The sequence below is a fragment of the Streptomyces sp. NPDC050418 genome, assembly GCF_044458745.1.
Classification (GTDB): Bacteria; Actinomycetota; Actinomycetes; order Streptomycetales; family Streptomycetaceae; genus Streptomyces.
Map to the genome: position 1 here is coordinate 723,915 of NZ_JBITIG010000001.1, position 21,719 is coordinate 745,633.

Here is a 21,719-nt window from a genome sequence, read left to right on the forward strand (position 1 = left end):
GGTCAGCCCTTCACGGAACCCGAGACGAAGCCGGTGGTGACCCGGCGTTGCAGGACGAGGAAGAGAAGCAGCACCGGCAGCGCGAAGAGCGTCGAGGCGGCCATGGTGGCGCCCCAGTCGGTGCCGAAGGTGTTGGAGAACGAGGAGAGCCAGACGGGCAGGGTGCGGTCGTCCTGGTTCTTGACGATGAGCATGTTGGCGAAGGCGAACTCGTTCCAGGCCGTGATGAAGCCGAAGAGCGAGGTGGCGAGCAGACCGGGCGCGAGCAGCGGGAAGGTGATCCGGCGGAACGCGCCGAGCCGGGTGCAGCCGTCGACCTGCGCGGCCTCCTCCAGCTCCACGGGGACAGCGGCGAGGAATCCGCGCAGCGTGATGATGGTGAACGGCAGCGTGAAGATGAAGTAGAGAAGGGTCAGCATCGCGAGCCGGTCGAGCAGTCCCGTGTCGCGGGCGATGATGTAGACGGGGATGAGCATCGCCTCCCAGGGCGCCATCTGCGCGATGAACACCATCAGGACGAAGCCGCGTTTGCCGCGGAACCGCAGCCGCGCGACCGCGAAGGCCCCGCCGAGCGCGATCAGGAGCGCGAGCAGCACCGCGGTGGTGGTGACGAGGAGACTGTTGCGCCAGAACGTGCCGAAGCCGTCCGCCTCCACGGCCGTACGGAAGTGCTCCAGGGTGAAGCGGGCCGGCAGGAACACCGGGGTGTCGGCGGTGATGTCGCCGGACGGCTTGAAGGCCGTGGAGGCCATCCAGTAGACGGGGAAGATCGTGATCACGAAGACGGCGGCCGCGGCGGCGTTGAGGGGCAGCCGGCGCACGAGGGACGGGACGGTCACAACTCCCCCTCCTGACGGAACAGTTGGCGCAGATAGACGAAGAGGATCACGCCTAGCAGCAGCACGGTGATCGTCGAGGACGCGGCCTGCAGGTCGTAGCGGTGCAGGGACTGGGCGATCTGGTACGCGTAGACGGGCAGCGTGGTGGTGGCGTCGTTGGGTCCGCCCTCGCTGATCACCCAGATCTGCGGGAAGCACTTGAAGACCCAGATCACTTCGAGGCACAGCACCAGACCGAAGATGGGCCGCAGGATCGGCACGGTCAGGGAGCGGAAGATCCGCCAGCCGCCCGCGCCGTCAAGCCGCGCCGATTCGTAGATCTCGGCGGGCACGGTCGTCAGCGCGGAGTAGAGCGTGATCGCCGCGAACGGCACGGACTGCCAGACCACGAGCAGCACCAGGATCGTGAAGGTGGCCGTGCCGTTCGCGAACCAGGAGTAGCCCTCGTACGACTCGAATCCGAGCCGGACGAGCAACCAGTTGACCACGCCGAGCCGGGAGGCGAAGAGCCACTGGAAGACGGTGGTCGCCGCGAGGATCGGGGTGGCCCAGGCGAGGGCCAGGGCGCACATCACGAGGATGCGCATGGTGCGGCCCAGGCGCTGCAGCATCAGGGCCACGAGGGTGGCGAGTCCCACGATCAGGGTGACGTTGACGGCCGTCCAGACCAGGGTGCGCCGCACGACCTCCCAGAACTCGCTGCCGGTGAGCAGTTCGCGGTAGTTGTCGAGGCCGGCGAACTCGGCGCCGCCGCGGATGAGTTCACCGAGGCCGAAGTTCTGGAAGGACAGCTGCAGGTTGCGCAGCAGCGGATAGAGGAGCAGGAAGAGCACGCCGAGCACGGTCGGCGCGATCAGGAGGTACGGCCACAGGACCACGGACCTGCGGCGGCCGGGGGCAGCCGACCGCCGCAGCTCCTGCTCGGGGCCCTGCACCTTGCGCGGTGCGGTGTGCAGGCTCATCTCAGCCGCCGAGCGCCTTGCTGATGGACTCGGTGGCCGTGGCCGCGGCCTTCGCCGGATCGGCGCCGGTCAGGACCTGGGTCATGAACTCCTTGATCGGGTTGTTCGCCTCCACGGCCGCCCACTGGGGCGAGTTGGGGGTCGCGCGTCCGTTGCCCGCGCCGGTGGCCATCGCGGAGGCGCCCGGGTCGGCGTCGAGGACGCTCGCGAGGGCCTTCTTGTTGGGCACGTAGCTCATCGCGGTGGCGAGCTTCTTCTGGGCGTCGTCGCCCGCAAGCGCCTTGATGAAGGTGTACGCCTCGTCGGGCTTGCCGGAGGCCTCGGGGATGATCAGGTCGGACCCTCCGGTGAACACGGCGCCGGGCCGGTCGGCGGACTTGCCCGGGACGGGGAAGAAGCCGAGCTTGCCCTTGAGTTCGGGGTTCGCCTCCTCGATCAGCTTCGCGCCGCCGGGCACCGCGATGACCTGGGCGACATCGCCCTTGGCGACGACCTCGACCTGCGGCGGCTCGGCCTCGTCGGAGTCCTTCGGGCCCTTGCCGAGGGCCTGGAGTTCCTTGTAGAAGTCCATGCCTGCCAGGGCCTCGGGGGTGTCGAGGGCGCCCTTCCAGGTGTCGCCCTCCTTGACTGCGAGATCGCCGCCCTCGTCCCAGACGAAGCCCGCGAGGGTGTACCAGTTCTGGCCGGGCAGATAGATCCCCTGCTGCTTGCCCTTGTTGAGCTTCCTGGTCGCGGCCAGCCACTCCTCGCGCGTGGCCGGCGGCTCCTTGATGCCCGCCTTCTCGAAGAGGTCGGTGCGGTAGATGACGACGCGGTTCGCCGCGTAGTACGGGATGCCGTACTGCTTGCCGTCGACCTTGCCCGGCTCGGCGAGCCCCGGGATCCAGTCGCCGCCGCCGAGGTCCTCCACCTTGTCGCTGAGGTCCTTCACACCGCCGCTCGCCGCGTACTGCGCGACCTGGGTGTTGCCGACCTCGATCACGTCGGGGGCGTCGTTGGAGGCGAGCGCCGCGGTGATCTTCTGCCCGATCCCGTTCCACTCCTGGATCTGGATCTTGACGTCGATTGTCGGGTTCTCCTTCTCGAACCCCTTCTCGAACTCCTTCTGGAACGCCTCGGAGACGCTGTCCCGCATGAGCCAGACATCGAGCGTCGTCCTCCCGCCGCTCCCGTCCGTGCCGCCGCTGTCATCGCTGCCACCGCATGCGCTGAGCGAGGCGGCGACCGCGAGTGCGGCGGCGCCTGCGAGGAGACGTGCTGTCTTCATGAGCCAGCCCTTTCGACCCACACGAGATTTGACCAATTGGAAAGGTGACCAGTTGCTGATGGAGCAAGGTGGCATGGACCAATGAGGGCGTCAAGAGGCCTGAACCAGTCGAGTTTTGCGGCACCCTTGCAGATAGCCCTTACCAGTTACCGACTCGATCACCCCACACAACCAAACCAACTGGTCACCTCTGGTAAGGTCCCCACATGGACGGTGAATCCTCAGGGGTACTGAAACGCGACCGCGTACGGGAGTTCCTGCTCGAACTCGTCGAGTCCCGGCACCCTGGCGACGCGATCCCCTCGGAGCGCACCCTGTGCACCCGGCTCGGCGTCTCGCGGCCCACCCTGCGGGCGGCGGTGGACGAACTGGTCGCCACGGGGGTGCTGGTGCGCGAGCACGGGCGCGGGATGTTCGTCGCGCCCGAGAAGATCACGCAGGAGATGGTCTCGGACGACCACGCGCTCGCCCTGCCGCAGGCCTCGGGCGCCTGGTCGAGCCGCCTCCTGGAGTTCACCACGATGCCCGCCGGCGCCCGCGTGGGCCGCCGGCTGCGGATCTCCCCCGCCGCGGAGATCACCTACGTCGCACGGCTGCGGATCGTCGACGAGGCACCGATGGCGATCGAATACCTGCACATCCCGGCCGAGTTGGTGCCGGGGCTCACCGCGGAGGAGCTGGAGGGCGGCGACCTGTACGAGCATCTGCGCACCCAGCACGAGGTGCAGGTCCGTGAGGCGGTGCAGTCCATCGAGCCGACGGTCACGAGCGCGGCGGAGTCACGGCTTCTCGACGTGCCGGAGCTGTCGCCCGCACTGCTCTTCGAGCGGCTGACGACGGACGCGGCGGGGCGGGCCGTCGAATACGTGCACTCGGTGTACCGAGGGGATCGCTACCGGATCGTGTCGCGGCTGACCCTCGGGGCGGCGTCGTCCGTCGCGGCGCACCATCCGGGGATGCCGCCGGACGGGCTGGGGTTCGGGGCGGCGGTGCGGTCGACGACCCGGGGGGATGTGCACGGGGTGGACTGACGGGGCTTGCCCCCAAGCCCGTTCACCTGCCCACACCTCTCCCGTTCACTCACTCCCGTACACCGCGTCCAGAAGGCCGTTGACGAACCGGTCGAGATCGTCGAGCCCGGCCGCCGTCCGCGTGGCGGGACCCGCGGCCACGAGGTGGGGAAGCGCGCCGTGCAGGGCAAGGACGAGGGCGGCCGCGCGCTCCGGGGTCACCGGCAGTCCGGCGCTGCGCTGGGCGCGCTCCAGGAACGCGAAGTCGGCGGCCGCGAAGGTGTCGAGCGGCACCGCGAGCCACGGCGAACGGACCGCCTCGCGCTGCAGTTCCAGCAGGGCGCGCACCCGCACACAGCCCGCCCCCACGACGTGCTCGAGGAGTCCGCGCAGCAGAGCGGCCAGGCCCGCACGGTCGTCGGGCGGGACTCTGGGGATCGCCGCGTGCAGTTCGACGATCCGCTCCATGACCGCCCGCAACAGCGCTTCCCTGGTGGGGAAGTAGTTCTTCGTGGTGCCCTGCGGCACCTCCGCCACGGCATCGACGGCCCGGTGCGTCAGACCCCGACTGCCGGACTCCGCGAGCACCTCGATGGCCGCGTCACGCAGTCGATCGCGCCTTTCCTGATTCACGTTTCCAAAAGTACCCCATCCGTGGTACCACAGATGGGGTAGTTCGGAGCGCGCGTCCAACGGGAGTGATTCTGGTGGCAGTCGGCTATCTGGTGACCGTGGTCCTGGCCGCGCTGATCGTGGTGTTCTGCATGGTCCCCATCCGCGGGCCCAAGCCGCTCTTCTACTTCAGCTACCGGCTCGGCCTCGTCTTCAGCGAGATTCCGCACTTCGCGCTCTACGGCCTGGTGGCCGCCACGGCGCTCGCGTTCGCGGAGGGTGACATCGCCACGGCCGCCGACTGGGCGTTCGTGGGCGTGGGTGCGGTGGCGGCGATCGGTCTCGTGGTGGTCCTGCGGCGCGGGATTCGGACGGCGCCGGTGGTTCAGCAAGCCCTCGACGAGGCGCTCGGCGCCGGTACGGCGAAACGTCGCCGGCCGCCGCTCGCCCGCATCCTCCTCAGGCCCTTCTTCCGCAGGCGCGGTGACGTCAGGCGGGTGCGCAACCTCGGTTACGGGGACGCGGGCCGCCGCAACCTCCTCGACGTGTACCACCATCGGGCGCGCCCCCAGGGCGGCCCGATCCTGATCCACTTCCACGGCGGCCACTACGACCAGGGCCGCAAGGACACCCAGTCGCTGCCGATGCTCTACCGGTTCGCGAGCAAGGGCTGGGTCGGCATCAGCGCCAACTACCGTCTGCGGCCCTCCTTCACGCACCCCGACCATCTGATCGACGTGAAGAAGGTCATCGTCTGGGCACGCGAACACGCCAAGGAGTACGGCGCGGATCCGGCGGCAGGCGTGTTCGTGACGGGCAGCTCCGCGGGCGCGCACTTGGCGGCGCAGGCCGCTCTCACCGCCGGAAAGCCTGCGTACCAGCCCGGGTTCGAGGAGGCGGACACCTCGGTGACGGCCGCCATCGCGCTCAACGGCTTCCTCGGCGCGTACTTCGACGGCGACCCGGCGACCGACCCGGTGCAGCTCGCCCGCGCGGACGCGCCCCCGTTCCTCATCGCACACGGCGACCTCGACGAGCTGGTGCCGACCCAGAACCCGAAGGCGCTCGTCACCGCCCTGCGCGCCGTGTCGGCCGCACCTGTCGTGTACGTCGAAATGCCCGGTGGACACCACGCGTTCGACCTGTTCCACTCGTTCCGCTTCGAGGCCCTCATCAACGGCATCGAGGACTTCACCACGTGGGTGAGGGAGAAGGAGCAGGCGCGCTGAACCCGGAAGCGCAGGCGGGCGGGGCGCTCAGCCTCGGATCATCGACATCAGCAGGTCATGGGTCTCCGCGTCCGCGGCCGCCACAAGTCCCTGCCCCCCGGCCCCGACCGGCCCGCCGTCGACGCCGGTGACCACGCAGCCGGACGCGCGGCACAGTGCGATGCCCGCGGCGAAGTGCAGGTTCGCGGACAGATCGCCGCCGTCGGTGACGTACGCGGCCCGCCGTCCGGCCGCCACCCAGGTCAGTGCCAGCGTCGTGGAGACCACGCGCGGCCGGAAGTGCTCACCGAAGCCCGGGTGGGCCAGGAGGTCGACTGCCCTGAAGGACGGGGCGCTTGGGAACGGCGGGTCGAGGTTGACGTCGACAAGGCGGGTCGCGGGGGTCGGGGCGAGCGGGATGTCCGTGTCGCCCGCGCGGACCCAGGCACGGGTGCCGTCCGTGGCATAGACCTCGTCGCCGAAGGGGTCGGCGACCGCCGCCGCGCCGTCGCGCAGCGCCACGTTGACGGCCACGGCAAGCGTTCCCGCCGCGTAGTTGAGCGTGCCGCACAGCGGGTCCACCAGCCACTCACGGCCGCCGGCCGCGGCGCCCTGCCGCCCGCTCTCCTCGCCGAGGATCGCGTCGTCGGGCCGCGCGGTCCGCAGCACGTCGAGGATCGCCTGCTCGGCGGCCACGTCGGCGGCGGTGGCGAAGTCGCCGGCGCCCTTGTCGATCCGGGCGAGGTCCTGCCCGTACATCGTGCGCACGACCGCTGCTCCGGCGCGGACCGCGGCAAGGGCCACGTCGGCGTCGCCGTCCGCGGCACCAAGGTCCGTATACGAGTCGATCATGCGGACAGCGTAACGGGGCTCCTGGGATCCGCTCCCCGGTGGCGGATCCCAGGAGCCCCGCAGGGAACGGGAGTTACGCGACGATCCAGTCGCTGGTCGCGATGACCGGCTCGACGCCGTCGCGGTGGATCGTGCCCTCGATCAGGCCGTACATCCGGTCCGCCGCGAAGTACACCTCGTTGTCGTTCTTGAGGCCGAAGGGCTCCAGGTCGACGAGGAAGTGGTGCTTGTTGGGCAGGTTGAGGCGGACCTCGTTGACCTTCGGGCAGTTGTCGAGCACGCGGTCCGCCATCTGCGTCAGCGTCTGCTGCAGCGAGAAGCTGTACGTCTCGGCGAAGGCGTCCAGCATGTGGGAGCGGACCTTCGCGTACGAGCGGTCCCAGTCGAACTCCTCGTCGGCCGCGGCCGCCGCCGAGTAGGCCCAGCGCGAGGTGACCTTGGTGGCCAGGATGCGGTCGTACGCCTCCTGCAGGGTCGTGTACTTGTCCTTGATGTAGCCGTGGAACTCGGAGTTGGTCGAGTTCATCACCGTCAGGTCCTTCAGACCGGAGATCACCTGCAGCTTGCCGGTGTTCTCGCTGAAGGTGATCTGCGAGGTACGCACCTCCTGGCCCTTGCGCACGAAGGAGTGCTGCTCCTTGCGCGTGGGCACGGAGATCCGCTCCCAGGCGTACTCCTCGATCCGGATCTGTGCCTCGTGGATCGGCGCCTGGGAGGTCACGAAGTGCTTCGCGAGGAGGATGCCGAAGGCCTCCGGCGAGCTGATGCCGTGCTCCTTGGCGAAGGCGTAGACGGTGTTCTTGGTGGTGTCCGTCGGCAGACAGTTGGCGTTGTCGCCGGTGAGGTGGACGTCGCGGAACTCGCCGCGCAGCGCGACCGAGACGTTCAGGTCGCGGATCTCGTGCCAGGAGCCGTCGCTGCCCTTGCGGGTGACGTGGACGATGCGGTTCTCGGCCTTGCCGTACTGGTTCTGGGCGAGTACGTGCTTGCTCATCGGTCTGACCCTTCGGGTACGTGGATACGTCGATCCCGTACGCCCGGCGTCCAGCGTCCACTGCGGCGGACGCTCCCCGCCGTCCGGTCCGCCTCGGGCGGACCGCCCCGGGCCTGTCGTGCATCCCGGTCCGTCGGTGCCTACGGATTGGAGCACGCCCGCGACACCGGTGGCAGGTGGCCGATCATCCAAGATGGGGGCGGGGATCTTGTGGCCTCCGACATGGCGGATCCACGCCGGTCCCCGCCCCCGTCACGGGTTCTACGGCTCCAGGCGCGCGATCCGCCCCTTCTCGCCCGAGGCCCAGCAGCCGAAGTCCTGTGCGCAGTCCACGGTGTCGAAGGACCCGGTGTCGACCGTGCGCCAGCTGCGGCCGCCGTCGGTGGTGACGTCGGTGCCGGTCGGACCGACCGCGAGCGCCACCGACTTCGTGTGCGGCAGCCAGGTCACGCCCGAGCGGTACGCGGGCGGCGGCTCGGCGGACGCCTCCCAGGTGCGGCCGCCGTCGCGGCTGACCGACGCAGCCTGCGGGGAGGCCTGGTCGGGCCGGTAGTCGCCGCCGACGGCGATGCCCTGCGTGCGGGAGCGGAAGGCGAGCGCGAAGACACCGCGGGCCGGGTCGCCGGCGGGGATGGTCGTCTCGGCGGCCGTCCAGGTCAGACCGCGGTCCGAGGAGTGCAGGACGCGCGAGGTCGCACCGCCGCCGGTCGCCAGCCACACGTCCGAGCGGCCCTGGCTGACCAGGCACTGCCCGCTCGCCGCGAAGCCTGCCTCACCGGTCTGCGCGGGCGGCATGCCCTTGCTGGGCAGCACCTTCCAACTGCGGCCGCCGTCGCGGGTGGACAGGATCCGGTACTTGCCGTCGACCGGGTCGCTCATCGCGAGCCCGTTCTTCGTGTCGAAGAAGGTGATGCAGTCGTAGAACGCCTTCGGCTCGTCGTTGCGGAAGGCCTCGGTCCAGGTCTTGCCGCCGTCCTCGGTGCGGAAGACCCGGGACGCGTCGGCCTCGCCGATGGCGAGCACCACGGCGCGTTTGCGGTCGAAGGCCTCGATGTCACGGAACTCCAGCTCGCCCGCGCCGGGCGGCGAGACGTTCGCCCAGCTCGCGCCGCCGTCGGTGGTGCGCAGCACGGTCCCCTTGGAACCCGCCACCCATGCGGTGCCGCGGCTGACCGCGGCGAGCCCGCGGAACCGCACCTCGGCGCCGCTCGGCTTGAGGTCCCAGTGCGGATTCTTCGTGTACGAGGCGGCCGTGGCGGCACGCCGCGTCGCGCTGTCGCCGTCCGCGGCGGCCTGGGCGGGCGCGCTGAGCACGGTCGCCGCCGCCGCGGCGCAGGCCCCGGCCGCCACCGCACGACGCATCCGCCCCGATTTCCCCACCGATGTCGTGCGTCGCGACTTCCCCATTGATGTCATGCGCCGCGAAGCTAGCCGAAGCGCAAGAGCCCGTCCAGAGGGCGAGACGATCTCAACACCCGTCGCGGACAAGGAGGTTGGAGTGCCGCACCCACCCCGCCGACCTGCGGAGTCAACCCCGTCGTGTCCCCCGCGCGGCGGTCGCGCCCACGCCCGTGCGCGCCTAGGTTGTCGACCGGCCCACGGGTGCGGTGACACACGTCACGGCCGTCCGCGTGCACGGATCGACGGATTCCGTCGTCTATTCCATTGCAGGCCCGTCCAGCCAGCCGTCGTAAGGGAGCCAGGGTTGTCCACCGTCATCGAGCAAGACGTCGAGGCCCGACTCGTCGCGGCCGCGCCGCGGATGCCCACGATTCCCGCGACGCTCGCGTACGACCGCAGCGATCCGTTCGCCGTGCGCATGACGTTCCCGGCGCCCGCCACCCTGGAGGGTGTGGAGGTGTCCTGGGCGTTCGCGCGCGAGCTGCTCAGCGCAGGGATCGAGGGCCCGGCCGGGGACGGCGACGTGCGGGTGCGTCCCTACGGCTACGACCGGACCGTGCTCGAGTTCCACGCCCCCGAAGGCACCGCCATCGTGCATGTCCGCACGGGCGAGCTGCGCCGCTTCCTCAAGCGCGCCACGGCCCTGGTCCCCGCCGGTCGCGAACATCTGCACCTGGACGTGGACCAGAACCTCGCGGAGCTGCTCGGCGGGGCCTGCTGAGGCCCCGGTCGAGCGGCCCCGCCCGCGACGCTCAGCCGAACAGCTCGTTCAGCTCCCCGTACTCGATGGCGCCCGCCATCTGCGTATAGCCGCCGGTGCGCAGCACCTCCTCGGCCGCGCGCCGGACCAGGCCGTGCACGGCCTCCGCGATCCGCCCGCCGACACTGACCCGCGCCACCCCGACGCCCGCGAACGCGGACACCTCCGGAGCGCCGGGACCGGCCAGCACGTTCAGCGGCGCGTCGATCCCGCCGGCCAGTTCCTTGACGAGCCCCAGGTCCACGACGCCCGGCACGAAGATCCCGTCGGCGCCCGCCTCCTTGTAGCGCGCGGCCCGCTCCAGCGTCTCGGCGAGGCGGCCCTCCGCCGGTCCGATCTGCCGCAGATACGTGTCGGTCCGCGCGTTCACGAACAGCGGCACGCCCACCGCGTCAGCCGCCGCCCGGGCCGCGGCGATCCGCTCGGCCATCTCCTCGGCGGGGCGCAGACCGCCGTCGACGGAGTCCTCGATGTTGATCCCGACCGCTCCCGCGGCCAGCACCTCACGCACCGTGACGGCCACGTCCTGCGGTGTCTCTCCGTAACCGCGCTCCACGTCCGCCGTGACGGGCAGGTCGACGGACTCGGCGATCCGGCGGACCGCCTCGACGGCCCGCCCCCGGTCGAGGTGGTCGCCGTCGGCGGCGCCCAGCTCCCAGGAGATCCCGGAGCTGGTGGTTGCGAGCGCCGTGGCTCCCGCGTCCTGGATGATCCGGGCCGACGGGATGTCCCAGACATTGGCGAGGATGAGCGGGCGTCCCGGGGTGTGCAGCGCGTGGAGGGCGCGGGCCTTGGCGATGAGTGGCGCGGTGTCGGTCATGGACCCACTCAAGCAGGCGGCCACCCAGGAACGCTGGCAGATTTCCGACACCGGCGTGGCCATGGCCACGCCACGAACCGAGGTTCTACAACTCCCCCGTCACCGACGCGATGGCGAGCACCATCGACCGCCGCACCTCCTGCACGGCCCGTCCCGGCGCCCCGGCCCCACTGCGCTCGGCGAGCCGGGTGAGCCGTTCGCGGTGGTCACGGGCCGGGGCGAGCGTGCGCAGACCGGCCGCCGCGCAGAGCGCGATCAGGGTGGCGTCCCGCCGTGACACCTCGTCGAGCGGGCTGCGCCCACGCAGCGCCCCGAGGAGTTCGGCCCGCAGCGAGTCGACGAAGTCGGCCCGGTCCAGGGCGTATTCGGTGTACGGGAACACACCCAGGCTCCGTCGGCGCGCGGTGCGCAGATAGCCGCCCTGGGCGAGCTGGCCCCGTACCGCGGCGAGGGTGTGCCCGGTGCGCATCGCGGCCCATGCGCGCCACGACCGCGGCCGGGACGCTCCGATGAGGTCCAGGACTCCGTCGAGTACCGGGTCGCCGGTCCGTGCGTCCTCGACGACCCGCGCCGTGCCGTCGCGGTCCACCAGGTTCCCCTGCTGCACCAGTTCGGTGAGCGCTCCCGCACGGACGAGGTACGGGAGTTGGAGGGTGCCGGTCAGGCGCAGTTGCGTGGTGTCGTACGCGAGGAGGTAGAGCTGGACCGGCAGCGACAGCGAGCCCATGGCCACGACGGCCTCCCCTCGGCACCGACCGGCACGTCCACCGGTCACGATAGAGATCGGTTGACAGTTCGACGAGTGTCGTTCTACGGTGTACGAGCTTCTGTTGCCGCCGATTGGAGAAGGACGTTGCTCGTCTGAGGTCCTGAGACACCGCGCCTGATGCAGTGCCCATGCACTGCGCGCGTCGTGTGCGACCTCGGCCATGCGAGCCGTCCCTCTTGCGGAACAGGGCTTTTTTGTTGCCCTGATGTCCCGGCTCTCCGAGCCTGACGGGCTTTCCCGGCTCTTCGAGCCTGACGGCTTTCCCGGCTCTCCGAGGTGTCGCCCCGGTGTCTCGTACGTCGCCCATCCCTTCCCCGCGACCTCGAGAGGCAGCCCCTCATGTCTACTTTCCCCACCTCCGTATCCGCCACCGCGCTCGCCTTCACCTGGCCCGACGGGACCGAGGTCTTCGACGGACTGCAGCTGGCCGTGGGCCCGGGCCGCACCGGCCTGATCGGGATCAACGGATCAGGGAAATCAACCCTGTTGAAACTGATCGCGGGTGAACTGACCCCGTCCGACGGCAGCATCAGGATCGCCGGCGAGGTCGGCTATCTGCCGCAGAACGTCACGCTCGACACCACCCTGCGTGTCGACCAGGCGCTCGGGATCGCCGCGACCCGCGCCGCGCTGCACGCCATCGAGGCGGGAGACGCGAGCGAGGAGAACTTCACGGCGGTCGGCGACGACTGGGACGTCGAGGAGCGCGCCATCGCGATGCTCGACCAGCTCGGCCTCGGCCACGTGGGCCTCGACCGCACCATCGGCGAGGTCTCCGGCGGCGAGTCCGTGCTGCTCAGGCTCGCGGCGCTGCTCCTGCAACGCCCCGACGTACTGCTGCTCGACGAGCCGACGAACAACCTCGACCTGTACGCGCGGCGCCGGCTGTACGCCGCCGTGCAGGGCTGGTCGGGCGTCATGATCGTGGTCAGCCACGACCGTGAACTGCTCGACCTCGTCGACCAGATCGCCGAACTGCGCGCGGGTGAAGTCGTCTGGTACGGCGGCAACTTCACCGCGTACGAGGAGGCGCTGGCCATCGAGCAGGAGGCGGCCGAGCGCATGGTGCGGGTCGCCGAGGGCGATCTGAAGAAGCAGAAGCGCGAACTGTCCGACGCCCAGGTGAAGTTGGCGAAGCGCGTGCGCTACGGCAACAAGATGTACGCGCAGAAGCGCGAACCGAAGATCGTCATGAACGCCCGCAAGCGCGAGGCCCAGGTCTCCGCGGGCAAGCACCGGATCATGCACGAGGAGAAGCTGAAGGACGCGAAGGAGCGTCTCGACGAGGCCGTCGAGGCCGTGCGCGACGACGACGAGATCCGCGTCGACCTGCCGTACACGGCCGTGCCGCCGGGCCGCCAGGTCCTGACGCTGCGCGATCTGGAGCTGGTGTACGGGGCCAAGGTGCACGGTGAGTTCGATCTGCGCGGACCCGAGCGGATCGCGTTGATCGGGCGCAACGGAGCGGGCAAGACGACGCTCCTGCGCACGATCACCGGTGAGCTCCGGCCCGTCGAGGGCGAGGTGGAGACGCATGTACCGCTGCGTTTCCTGCCTCAGCGGCTCGATGTCCTGGACGGGGCACTGACGGTCGCGGAGAACGTGGCGCAGGCCGCGCCGGACGCCACGAACAACCGGGTGCGGGCCCGGCTCGCGCGCTTCCTGTTCAAGGGGGCGCGGGCCGACCAGCTCGCGGCGACGCTCTCGGGCGGCGAGCGCTTCCGTGCCGCGCTCGCGGCGCTGATGCTCGCCGAGCCGGCCCCGCAGCTGCTGATGCTGGACGAGCCGACGAACAACCTCGACATGGCCAGCGTCCGCCAGCTGACCGATGCACTCGACGCATACGAAGGAGCACTGATCGTAGCCGGCCACGATCTTCCGTTCCTCGAATCGATCGGGATCACCCGGTGGCTGATGCTCGACGGCGAGCTGCGCGACACATCCCTTGAGGAAGTACGGGAGTTGATGGAGATGAGCTAGCACGAGCCGGCCCCCGGGAGGGGGCAGGGTGCGGACAAACCGGACAGGCGAGGGCCCTGATCAGGGATCTCCTTTATGCGGCGCTTAACCTACGGTCTCGTAACCTACGAACCCGTAGGTCCGGCGTCGCATCGCCCTGCCTGCGCGTCCCCCTGCCCCAGTCCCCAGGAGCACCCGTGACCGTCACCTCTCCCCACCTCGGCAGTCCGACCGGCTGGACCGACGCCCGGTTGCTGTACGCGCTGGAAGAGGTCGTGGAAAACGAGCTCAACCGGCATCTGAAGGTCACCAAGGACTGGATGCCGCACGAGTACGTGCCGTGGTCGGACGGCCGCAACTTCCCCGGCTTCTTCGAGGACGGCGAGGCCTGGGACCCCAGCCAGTCCAAGGTCACCGACATCGGCAAGATCGCCCTCGTCGTCAACCTGCTGACCGAGGACAACCTCCCCAGCTACCACCACGAGATCGCCACCCTCTTCGGCCGCGAGGGCGCCTGGGGCACCTGGGTGCACCGCTGGACCGCCGAGGAGGGCCGGCACGGCATCGTGATGCGCGACTACCTGCTCGCCTCGCGCGCGGTGGACCCGGACAAGCTGGAGCAGTTCCGGATGTCGCACATGTCGGAGGGCTTCGAGTCCGACAACCGGCACTCGATGCTGCACTCCATCGCGTACGTCTCGTTCCAGGAGCTGGCCACCCGGATCTCGCACCGCAACACCGGCCACCAGTCCGGTGACCCGGTCTGCGACCGGATGCTCGCGCGCATCGCCGCGGACGAGAACCTGCACATGATCTTCTACCGGAACCTGCTCAAGAACGCCTTCGAGCTCGCCCCGGACCTGACCATGCAGGCCGTCCGCGACGTCGTCGTCAACTTCCGGATGCCCGGCCACGGCATCCCCGGCTTCGAGCGGGCCGCCGCGCAGATGGCGATCGGCGAGATCTACAACCTGCGCATCCACCACGACGACGTGCTCGCGCCCGTCCTGCGGTACCTGAAGGTCCTGGAGATCTCGGGGCTCGGCCCCGAGGGCCTCAAGGCGCAGGAGGAGCTGGGCCTGTTCATGGGCGGTCTGGACTCCGAGGCCGCGAAGTTCGACGAGAAGCTGGCCGCCCGCAAGGCGCGGCTCGCGGCGCGCGCGAACGCCTGATCACAGAGCGCACACGGGGAGGGGCGGACCGTTTCGGTCCGCCCCTCCCCGCGCTCCCGGGCCGACCGCAACGCGCTACGCACCTGTCGGTGGCCTGCGGCATCATGCACGCATGGCGTACACCAGCGCGCGGGACCGCGCCGTCTCCTACCTGCTGTCACTGGCCGATCCGGCGGACGCCGCACGCGTCGGGGAGCGGATCCGGGTGGCTCCGCAGGGCGCGGGCGATCCCGCGCCGGAGGAGGAAGCCGTCCGGAGTACGTGGTCGGCGGCCCGGCATCTTCCGGTCTCCGTCCTGCACTGGGTGATGCAGCAGGACGACCCCGAGCTCAATGTGCTGGTGTACCGGCACCCGTCGGCCGATGAGGCGATACGCCGCCAGATCTTGCGCGGGGTGCGCTGCGCACCGGATGCGGCGGGCTCCGCCCTGCCCCTCTCCCCGCAGATCACCTACCTCGTCGACTCGGCCGGGCAGCCGCCCCGCTTCCCGGACCTGGGCCTCGTCGGCGCCCTCCGCGCGGCGCGGACGAGGGGTGCGGGGCGGACGGCCGCGAACATGGTCCTCGACCGGAACGACTGGGCCGAGGTCACCGAGGCGGATCAGCGGGAGCCACTGCCCGGGTACGCGCGCTGGGCGCTGGCCGTACGGCATGACTGCCCGCCCGCGTTGCGGCGGCAGTTCGGCACGCATGCCAAGTTCCATCACCGGGTGCGTGCGGCGGGGGCGTTCGACTCCCCCGCGCAGTTCGCGCTGGAACACGGACCGGCAGTGCACGTCCTCGCCGTGCTGTCGCTCGGCCACCGGCTGTTCCCGCAGCGCCTGGCCGAGGCCTCGGACACGCTGCGCCCTCTCGTACGCGAGTATCTGGGCGGCGGGACGGAGACATGGGCCGTCCTGGCCCAGCTGGTGGAGGGATTCCAGGGCAGCACCGAGGAGTTGGTGATCACCGCGGGGGCCGTTGCCTGAGGCGGGCAGGGTGCGGGCAGGGGGCCGGGGTGGCTTCATAGCGCTCGTTGTCAGAGGCTCCTGGTAATCATGAAACACGGGGAAGGCACGGGGGTGAAGGCGTGGAGGGGCGCCACAGGCATGTGATCGATCTCGCGGACCGGCGGGCCGTCGAGCGGTTCCGTCCGGCCGCAGCGGAGACGGTGGCCGAGGCGGTGCGGCTCAAGGAGGCCGCCCTGCTCGACTTCGGGCTGACCGAATCGGCCGTCGCCTCCTGGCTGTTCGCGAAGTGCCCGCATCAGATACCGACGACGGCGGTGGACACGGCGGCCGTCGTCGCGTCCGGTGACGGCACGTGCCTGCTCCTGTTCAACCCGGACTTCTTCGTACGACTGGGCCTGGACGGCGTGAAGTTCGTGCTGTTCCACGAGGCCCGCCACCTCGTGCACCGGCACCTGTTCGCCGAGCCCGAGCTGCGGGCGGACCCGGTCTTCGAGCTGGCGGCCGAGGTGGCCATCAACCATGTCGCGCTGGTCCGGCTCGGACGCGACACGCTGCCGCTGCTCGACGGCGAGCCGACCGGCATCGACCCCCGCCGGATCCACGCACTGTATGTGTCCGATCTCGAGAGGCAAGGGCTTCAGCCCCTCGGGTACGAGGAGTTCGTGCACACGGACCTGCGCGTCCACAGCGAGCTGTCCCGGATGAAGGAGCCACCGGTCGCCGCGCACGCGGTCTGTGTCCATCTCACCCACGATCCGCTGCCCGCCGATCCGGAGACCGTCGAGGCAGTGGCCTCGTCCGTGCTGCTCAACGCACTGCTCGCGGCGCGGCGCGGACACCGGGGCGCGGAAGGGGAGTTGCTCGACCTGATGGGTCGGACCGAGGACTCCGCGCGGGCGGCGCGGCTGTGGGGGAATCTCGGTGCGGGCGCGCTGCGCGGCGAGACAAGCCGTACCGGCAGGATCGACTGGTGGCAGCGCTGGCTCGTCGACGTGCTCGGATCCAAACTCGCCGACGGTGAGCGGCTGGTCTACCCGAAGAAGCGCGGCGCGCTGCTCGCCGCGCTCGGCCAGGACCCGATGCTCGCGCGGCGCGGCCCGGTGCGGAACAAGGTCCTGGTGATCGCCTTCGACACCTCGGGCTCGATGCCGGACCGGGTGATCGAGTGGCTGACGGAGCTGGTCGGCCGGATCGACGGGGTCGAGGCGCACTGGCTGGCCTTCGATGCCGAGGTCTGGCCGTTCCGGCCCGGAGAGCGGGTCCTCGGCGGAGGCGGTACGAGTTTCCAGGTGGTCGTCGACTACGTCGAGGGCCGCACGTCGATCGCCGGACGGCCCTTCGAGGAGCGCGCGGACGCGGTGATCGTCCTCACCGACGGCTATGCGTCTCCGGTCACCCCCGCCGAGCCCGACCAATGGATCTGGCTGATCACCGAGGGCGGCGACGACTGGCCCGAGACCCACTCCCCCGCGATGGACTGCCATCGCGTCACGACAGGATCGAGATGACGAGCACCACCACCGCCTCACAGACCGCACGGCCGCAGCGGGTTCTGTCCCGCCTGGAGGAGTTCATCGAGGCGATGATCGACCTCGGACAGACCGGGCAGATCTTCGGCGAGCACGGCATCGGCAAGACGGCCACGTTCTTCTCGTACGTGGAGCAGGCGCGCCCCGACGCGACGCTCGTGTACGTACCGGCAGCCAACCTCACCCCGGACGACCTCCTGGTGAACGCGCCGGTACGCGATCCGCGCTCGGGTGAACTGGTGCTGCGCCAGCTGGTGATGAGCCAGCTCAAGCCGGGGCGGCCGTTCGTGCTGCTCATCGACGACTCGCTGCAGGCCGGCGACACCATCCAGTCGCAGCTGATGCAGATCGCCTGCGACTGGACGCTCGGGGAGCACGATCTGCGGACGCTCGGCTGTATCGGCGTCTTCCTCACGGACAACGAGTCGCTCGCCGAGACCTCGGCGCGGCGCAGCGATCTCGCGCTGCTCGACCGGATGGTGACGCTGCGGATCACCGCGAACGACACCGGATGGCGCGAGCATCTGCGCGCGAAGTACGGCGAGTGGGACCTCACCGGGGTGTTCACCCTGTGGGCCTCGCTCAACCCGCCGCTGCGCGAGCTCCTGTCGCCGCGCACCCTCGACCACATCCTCGCCAACGCCCGCGAAGGCTTCCCGCTGCGGTGGGGCCTGCCGCTGGTGGGCGGTGAGCGGCTGCGGCTTCAGGACGGTGGGGCGGGTGCGGGTGGGAGTGCCGGCTCGGGTGGGCGCGGGGTTGGGAGCGCGGGTGGGGGCGCGGGTGGGGGCGCGGGCAACCGTACGTCCGAGATCCTCGACCGGATCGCCGAGGCGCTCGGCGTACCCAATCCGTCCCGGATCGCCGATCCCGTGCGCCAGGTGGTGCGGGCCGCGCTGCGCAACCGCTGGACGGTGCTGCTGCAGGGGCCGCCCGGCTGTGGCAAGACGGAGCTCGTGCGCGAGACCGTGCGTGAAGGACTCGGCGGGCGTGATCCGCTGTACTTCTCACTGCCCGTCACCAACGTCGAGGACCTGTGCGCCCCGGTGCCGTCGGCCGACGGCACCCTCGACAACCTCCTCGCGGCGCGCTTCACCGGGCCTGAGCCGAAGGCGATCGTGTGGGACGAGTACAACCGCCCCAAGGACAAGGCCGCGTTCGCGAAGCTGATGGAGATCACGCAGGAGTGGTCGCTCGCCGGGCGGCGCATCGCCAACCTCCGCGCACAGATCGCGGTCCAGAACCCTCCGTACCACCTGGGCCGCAAGCTGCTCGTGTCACGCAACAACATCGCGCAGGCCTCCCGGTTCACGGCCTCCCTGACCGTCGAGCCGGGCGACATCCCCGCCAACGAGTGGCTGATACGGCAGTACGGCAGCGATGCCGAGACCGTCCTCGAGTGGTGGAAGCACGACATCGACGACGAGGGGCGTGCGTGGATCACCAAGCGGACCCTGGAGCGGCTGATCAAGCTGCACCGCAAGGGACTTCCGCTGCACATGGCGACGGTCTACCTCGGTGACGGCGAGTACGCGCCGGTACCGCTGACCGCGCTCATGGACCGGCTGGCTCAGCGCCAGGTGACCGGTCTGCGGGAGCTCGCGCGGGATCTGGCCGCCTGGGAGGAGCGGCTGCGCAAGGCGTCCGCGTCATCGAGCGAGGGAGGCGCGGACACCGACGTGGTACACCAGGTGCTCGCCAACGCCGAACTGTCCCAACTGCGCAAGCACCGCAAGACGGTGACCCGCCTGGTGACCCTGCTTCCGGCGAAGCTGCGGGCCACGTATCTGGTGGGGGCCGCCGCGGAGCACCAGCGGTTCTGGACGGAGGTGTTCGTGTCGCTGCGCAAGCGCTGAGCTGCTCGGCAGAGGCTGGTCGGACCTCGCCTCAGAGGTGGTCATCGGGCGGCGCCGTGCGGTGCACGCTGCGGACGGCGGCGACCGCCGGGTGTGGCTCGGGAGCCGGGATGTGTGAACTCAGCTCGTTCAGGCGGCTCTTGATGCTGCCCGCGATGGAGGACCCCAGCACGAAACGGGTCGCGGTCGCCGCCGTGGGCGCCGTGTCGAGCAGGCGGTGCGCCTCGCGGCTGCGCAGGCCGGTGTGGCTCAGCACGAGGTGGCTGAGCCGGTGTTCCTGGGCGGCGAGGGCTCGGGCGATGTCGGTGGTCGCGGCGAGGTCCAGCTCGTTGTCCCGCGCCCGCAAGGTGCGAGCCGCGCGGACGCGTCCCAGGTCGAGGAGTTCCACCCCGGCCACCGTCGCGGCGGACACGAGCCGGGCGGCCGCGCGCGGGCCGATGCCGTTGCTGGCGACGGACAGACGGGTGAGCCTGCCGTACGGCGCCTGCTCCAGCGCGTCCGCCAGGCTCAGGGCTCCCGCATCCGCCAACTGCGCTGCGGACACGTACAGTTCACCGACCGCGCCGGCCCGCACCAGCGCGCCCAGGATCCGTCCGCCCGCCGCCCCGAGCGGATTGCCGCCGGCGAAGAGCCGCTCCACGGTGCGTCCGGACCGCGCGGCCGTGAGCAGCGCGTCGACGAGTACGGCCAGACCGCGCGGGTCCAGCCCGGTCTGCACCAGGTCGAGGGTGCGCAGCGTGCGGATCGCCTCGATCAGTTCGGCCGCCGCCCGGCCGCCCGCGGATCCCAGCGGGTTGCGCTTGAGCCACAGGCCGGCCACCACGGCCGGCGAGGCACGCAGCTGGTCGGCGATGCGGCAGGCCCCTGTGGCGGTGATGCCGTTGCAGCCCAGATACAGGGTCTCGACCGCACCCTCCTGTGCCGCGCCGGCGGCCGCGACGGCTCCCTCGTCGCCGAGGCCGTCGGTGCCGAGCAGCACATGCCTCACCCGTGGCTCCTGTGCGTCGGCCGCTGCCCGCGCCGACTCCCGCAGGGCATCGGCGACCAGGGCCGCGCCCTCGGCACCGAGTTCCTGCTTGCACAGGTCGAGACGGCCGTCGGGCAACGCAGTGCCCGCCGTGAAGTCGAGGCGCCCGCCGGCGGGTTCGCCGCCGCGCAGCCAGTCGAGCAGCGGCGCGAGGTCGGAGAGCGGGCGGGCCACCACGCTCGGCACTCCCGCGAACGGCTGCAGCGGTGCGCCCTCCGGTTCCGTCACCACGCCGCCACCCGGTAGTCCTTGAGGAAGACCCCGGAGACGGGCTCGCCCGCCTCACCGCGCACGATCGGGTCGTACACACGGGCCGCTCCGTCCACGATGTCGAGCGGCGTACGGAATCCCGCCCCGGCCATCCTGGCCTTCTTGGGCGCCGGGTTCTCGTCGGTGATCCAGCCCGTGTCCACGGCGCACATGTGCACGCCCTGCTCGGCGAGTTCGGCAGCACTGGTCCGCGTCAGCATGTTCAGCGCGGCCTTGGCCATATTGGTGTGCGGATGCCCCGCCGTCTTGTTGCGCACCGCGAACCGGCCCTCGACCGCCGTGACGTTCACGATGTAGCGGCGCGGGTGCGGGGACGCCAGCAGCAGCGGGAGCAGCCGGTCGCAGAGCAGCGCGGGCGCGAGGGCGTTGACGAGCTGGGTCTCCAGGACCTCGGCCGGATCGAGCGAACCGAGCGTGGCCGACCAGGAGTTGTCCGACGAGGGATCGGGCAGCAGCCCGGCCTCGTCGGCCGCGCTCAGGAGTCCGGTCGCGTCCCGCGTGGCCATCCGGTGCCGCAGCGGGTCCGGCGAGCCCGACGGACCCGGCGCGAGCTCCCGCACCGGCCGGAAGCCCGGCGCCGGCCAGGCGCCCGGCGGCAGTTGCTCCGTCTCACCGGCGTTCAGGAGCGCGTACGACTCGGGCGGGCGACGCACGGTCTGGGCGGCGTTGTTCACGAGGATGTCGAGCGGGGCGCCCTCGGTCCTGAGCCGCTCGCACAGCCCGAGCACCTGCCGGGGGTCCCGCAGATCCACGGCCACCACGGTGAGGCGGTCGAACCAGTCCTCGCTGCCGGGAGCGGCCGTGAACCTCCGCAGGGTGTCGGACGGGAACCTGCTGGTGACGGTGAGGTGGGCACCGTCGCGCAGCATCATCAGGGCAAGCTGGAAACCGATCTTCACCCGCCCGCCCGTGAGCAGCACGTGCCGTCCGGTGAGGTCGGTGCCCTGGGCGCGCCGTGCCCGGTTCTCGTCGGCGCATTCGGGACAGAGCCGGTGGTAGAAGCCGTCGACCTGGCGGTACGCGCCCTTGCACACGTAGCAGGTACGCGGCTTGCGCAGGTCACCCAGCGCGGTGGACTTCGCTTCGGCAGCCGTCAGGGCTGCGTCCTCGCGACGGTCGGCCGCACCCGTGGCGGACCGCGCCATGAGCGCGGCATCGGCGGCGGACCGTTCGGTGCCGCGCGCCTTGCGGCGCCGCAGCCGGCCGTCGCGCGCGAACGAGGCCGCGACCTGCTCAGCCCGCAACCGGATCGGGTCATCGACCGGAAGAGAGCGCAACTTGCCCACCAGCGCGTCGAACCGGGCGAGTTCGGCAGCCGACAGACCCACGGAGACCGGATCGGCATCCGACGGGCCCACGGTCACCGGATCGGCATCCGACGGACCCACGGCCACCGCATCCTCCGCGCTCACCGGACCGCCGTCGCCCGCACCCATCCCCGGCCCACCCCTCCGCGTCCACCCCAC

The 21,719-nt window shown here is 70.8% G+C and carries 19 protein-coding genes; 8 read left to right on the forward strand and 11 right to left on the reverse strand.

The genetic code is table 11. The annotated features are described in order from the left end of the window. Nucleotides 1-2 precede the first annotated feature (2 nt). From ACIBI4_RS03285 to ACIBI4_RS03295, 3 genes are read right to left on the reverse strand one after another with little or no spacing between them, the layout of a single operon-like run. Nucleotides 3-839: a carbohydrate ABC transporter permease gene (locus tag ACIBI4_RS03285; RefSeq protein WP_399201813.1), complete on the reverse strand. Its 837-nt coding sequence runs from the start codon at nucleotides 837-839 to the stop codon at nucleotides 3-5. After that, nucleotides 836-1,801, reverse strand: coding sequence for a carbohydrate ABC transporter permease (locus tag ACIBI4_RS03290; RefSeq protein WP_399201814.1), 966 nt, complete (start codon nucleotides 1,799-1,801; stop codon nucleotides 836-838). The genes ACIBI4_RS03285 and ACIBI4_RS03290 overlap by 4 nt, the downstream gene beginning before the upstream one ends. Nucleotide 1,802: 1 nt before the next feature. After that, nucleotides 1,803-3,068, reverse strand: a complete 1,266-nt coding sequence (locus ACIBI4_RS03295; RefSeq protein ID WP_399201815.1) for an extracellular solute-binding protein — start codon at nucleotides 3,066-3,068, stop codon at nucleotides 1,803-1,805. Nucleotides 3,069-3,274: 206 nt separating this feature from the next. Here ACIBI4_RS03295 and ACIBI4_RS03300 point away from each other — a divergent pair, with 206 nt between their 5' ends. Then, entirely contained in the window at nucleotides 3,275-4,099 is an 825-nt protein-coding gene (locus tag ACIBI4_RS03300) for a GntR family transcriptional regulator (protein WP_399201816.1), read from the forward strand. A 45-nt stretch (nucleotides 4,100-4,144) separates the two neighbouring features. Here the strand turns inward: ACIBI4_RS03300 and ACIBI4_RS03305 are convergent, their stop codons facing one another. Further along, nucleotides 4,145-4,711 carry a TetR/AcrR family transcriptional regulator gene (locus tag ACIBI4_RS03305; protein WP_399201817.1) on the reverse strand — a complete coding sequence of 189 codons (567 nt, stop codon included), beginning with the start codon at nucleotides 4,709-4,711 and terminating at the stop codon, nucleotides 4,145-4,147. A 74-nt stretch (nucleotides 4,712-4,785) separates the two neighbouring features. Between ACIBI4_RS03305 and ACIBI4_RS03310 the strand changes: the two genes are divergently transcribed. Continuing rightward, nucleotides 4,786-5,919, forward strand: coding sequence for an alpha/beta hydrolase (locus tag ACIBI4_RS03310; RefSeq protein ID WP_399201818.1), 1,134 nt, complete (start codon nucleotides 4,786-4,788; stop codon nucleotides 5,917-5,919). Nucleotides 5,920-5,946: 27 nt separating this feature from the next. Here ACIBI4_RS03310 and ACIBI4_RS03315 read toward each other — a convergent pair whose 3' ends face one another. The 3 genes from ACIBI4_RS03315 to ACIBI4_RS03325 form a co-directional block, all read right to left on the reverse strand. Continuing rightward, the gene (locus ACIBI4_RS03315; RefSeq protein ID WP_399201819.1) at nucleotides 5,947-6,750 is read right to left on the reverse strand and encodes an inositol monophosphatase family protein; all 804 of its coding nucleotides are present in this window, start codon (nucleotides 6,748-6,750) and stop codon (nucleotides 5,947-5,949) included. Nucleotides 6,751-6,823: 73 nt separating this feature from the next. After that, on the reverse strand, nucleotides 6,824-7,744 hold the full coding sequence (pucL, locus tag ACIBI4_RS03320) for a factor-independent urate hydroxylase (RefSeq protein WP_399201820.1): 921 nt from the start codon (nucleotides 7,742-7,744) through the stop codon (nucleotides 6,824-6,826). Between the two features lie 261 nt (nucleotides 7,745-8,005). Continuing rightward, complete coding sequence (locus ACIBI4_RS03325; protein ID WP_399201821.1) at nucleotides 8,006-9,106, reverse strand: WD40/YVTN/BNR-like repeat-containing protein; 1,101 nt, start codon at nucleotides 9,104-9,106, stop codon at nucleotides 8,006-8,008. 343 nt (nucleotides 9,107-9,449) lie between these two features. Between ACIBI4_RS03325 and ACIBI4_RS03330 the strand changes: the two genes are divergently transcribed. Continuing rightward, on the forward strand, nucleotides 9,450-9,866 hold the full coding sequence (locus ACIBI4_RS03330) for an SsgA family sporulation/cell division regulator (protein ID WP_399201822.1): 417 nt from the start codon (nucleotides 9,450-9,452) through the stop codon (nucleotides 9,864-9,866). A gap of 31 nt (nucleotides 9,867-9,897) precedes the next feature. Here the strand turns inward: ACIBI4_RS03330 and ACIBI4_RS03335 are convergent, their stop codons facing one another. Both ACIBI4_RS03335 and ACIBI4_RS03340 read right to left on the reverse strand, forming a co-directional pair. After that, nucleotides 9,898-10,725 carry an isocitrate lyase/phosphoenolpyruvate mutase family protein gene (locus ACIBI4_RS03335; RefSeq protein ID WP_399201823.1) on the reverse strand — a complete coding sequence of 276 codons (828 nt, stop codon included), beginning with the start codon at nucleotides 10,723-10,725 and terminating at the stop codon, nucleotides 9,898-9,900. Nucleotides 10,726-10,810: 85 nt separating this feature from the next. Further along, nucleotides 10,811-11,452, reverse strand: a complete 642-nt coding sequence (locus tag ACIBI4_RS03340) for a GPP34 family phosphoprotein (protein WP_399202026.1) — start codon at nucleotides 11,450-11,452, stop codon at nucleotides 10,811-10,813. Between the two features lie 381 nt (nucleotides 11,453-11,833). Between ACIBI4_RS03340 and ACIBI4_RS03345 the strand changes: the two genes are divergently transcribed. The 5 genes from ACIBI4_RS03345 (at nucleotide 11,834) to ACIBI4_RS03365 (ending at nucleotide 18,956) form a co-directional block, all read left to right on the forward strand. Beyond that, a complete protein-coding gene (locus ACIBI4_RS03345; protein WP_399201824.1) occupies nucleotides 11,834-13,474 on the forward strand; it encodes an ABC-F family ATP-binding cassette domain-containing protein in 1,641 nt (546 codons plus the stop codon). Between the two features lie 176 nt (nucleotides 13,475-13,650). Continuing rightward, a complete protein-coding gene (locus ACIBI4_RS03350) occupies nucleotides 13,651-14,625 on the forward strand; it encodes an acyl-ACP desaturase (RefSeq protein ID WP_399201825.1) in 975 nt (324 codons plus the stop codon). A gap of 112 nt (nucleotides 14,626-14,737) precedes the next feature. After that, nucleotides 14,738-15,592: a hypothetical protein gene (locus tag ACIBI4_RS03355; protein ID WP_399201826.1), complete on the forward strand. Its 855-nt coding sequence runs from the start codon at nucleotides 14,738-14,740 to the stop codon at nucleotides 15,590-15,592. 122 nt (nucleotides 15,593-15,714) lie between these two features. Beyond that, complete coding sequence (locus ACIBI4_RS03360) at nucleotides 15,715-17,082, forward strand: hypothetical protein (protein ID WP_399202027.1); 1,368 nt, start codon at nucleotides 15,715-15,717, stop codon at nucleotides 17,080-17,082. Next, nucleotides 17,079-18,956 carry an AAA family ATPase gene (locus ACIBI4_RS03365; protein WP_399201827.1) on the forward strand — a complete coding sequence of 626 codons (1,878 nt, stop codon included), beginning with the start codon at nucleotides 17,079-17,081 and terminating at the stop codon, nucleotides 18,954-18,956. Before ACIBI4_RS03360 ends, ACIBI4_RS03365 begins: the two co-directional genes overlap by 4 nt. Nucleotides 18,957-18,987: 31 nt before the next feature. Here the strand turns inward: ACIBI4_RS03365 and ACIBI4_RS03370 are convergent, their stop codons facing one another. Continuing rightward, complete coding sequence (locus ACIBI4_RS03370) at nucleotides 18,988-20,214, reverse strand: ribonuclease inhibitor (RefSeq protein ID WP_399201828.1); 1,227 nt, start codon at nucleotides 20,212-20,214, stop codon at nucleotides 18,988-18,990. Then, nucleotides 20,208-21,689: an SDR family NAD(P)-dependent oxidoreductase gene (locus ACIBI4_RS03375; protein ID WP_399201829.1), complete on the reverse strand. Its 1,482-nt coding sequence runs from the start codon at nucleotides 21,687-21,689 to the stop codon at nucleotides 20,208-20,210. The genes ACIBI4_RS03370 and ACIBI4_RS03375 overlap by 7 nt, the downstream gene beginning before the upstream one ends. Nucleotides 21,690-21,719: the final 30 nt, after the last annotated feature.

Coding starts and splice junctions, on each gene's coding strand:
- ACIBI4_RS03290 (WP_399201814.1), bottom strand. CDS start 1,801: ATGAGCCTGCACACCGCACCGCGCAAGGTGCAGGGCCCCGAGCAGGAG.
- ACIBI4_RS03295 (WP_399201815.1), bottom strand. CDS start 3,068: ATGAAGACAGCACGTCTCCTCGCAGGCGCCGCCGCACTCGCGGTCGCC.
- ACIBI4_RS03300 (WP_399201816.1), top strand. CDS start 3,275: ATGGACGGTGAATCCTCAGGGGTACTGAAACGCGACCGCGTACGGGAG.
- ACIBI4_RS03315 (WP_399201819.1), bottom strand. CDS start 6,750: ATGATCGACTCGTATACGGACCTTGGTGCCGCGGACGGCGACGCCGAC.
- pucL (WP_399201820.1), bottom strand. CDS start 7,744: ATGAGCAAGCACGTACTCGCCCAGAACCAGTACGGCAAGGCCGAGAAC.
- ACIBI4_RS03325 (WP_399201821.1), bottom strand. CDS start 9,106: ATGCGTCGTGCGGTGGCGGCCGGGGCCTGCGCCGCGGCGGCGGCGACC.
- ACIBI4_RS03335 (WP_399201823.1), bottom strand. CDS start 10,725: ATGACCGACACCGCGCCACTCATCGCCAAGGCCCGCGCCCTCCACGCG.
- ACIBI4_RS03340 (WP_399202026.1), bottom strand. CDS start 11,452: ATGGGCTCGCTGTCGCTGCCGGTCCAGCTCTACCTCCTCGCGTACGAC.
- ACIBI4_RS03345 (WP_399201824.1), top strand. CDS start 11,834: ATGTCTACTTTCCCCACCTCCGTATCCGCCACCGCGCTCGCCTTCACC.
- ACIBI4_RS03355 (WP_399201826.1), top strand. CDS start 14,738: ATGGCGTACACCAGCGCGCGGGACCGCGCCGTCTCCTACCTGCTGTCA.
- ACIBI4_RS03365 (WP_399201827.1), top strand. CDS start 17,079: ATGACGAGCACCACCACCGCCTCACAGACCGCACGGCCGCAGCGGGTT.
- ACIBI4_RS03375 (WP_399201829.1), bottom strand. CDS start 21,689: ATGGGTGCGGGCGACGGCGGTCCGGTGAGCGCGGAGGATGCGGTGGCC.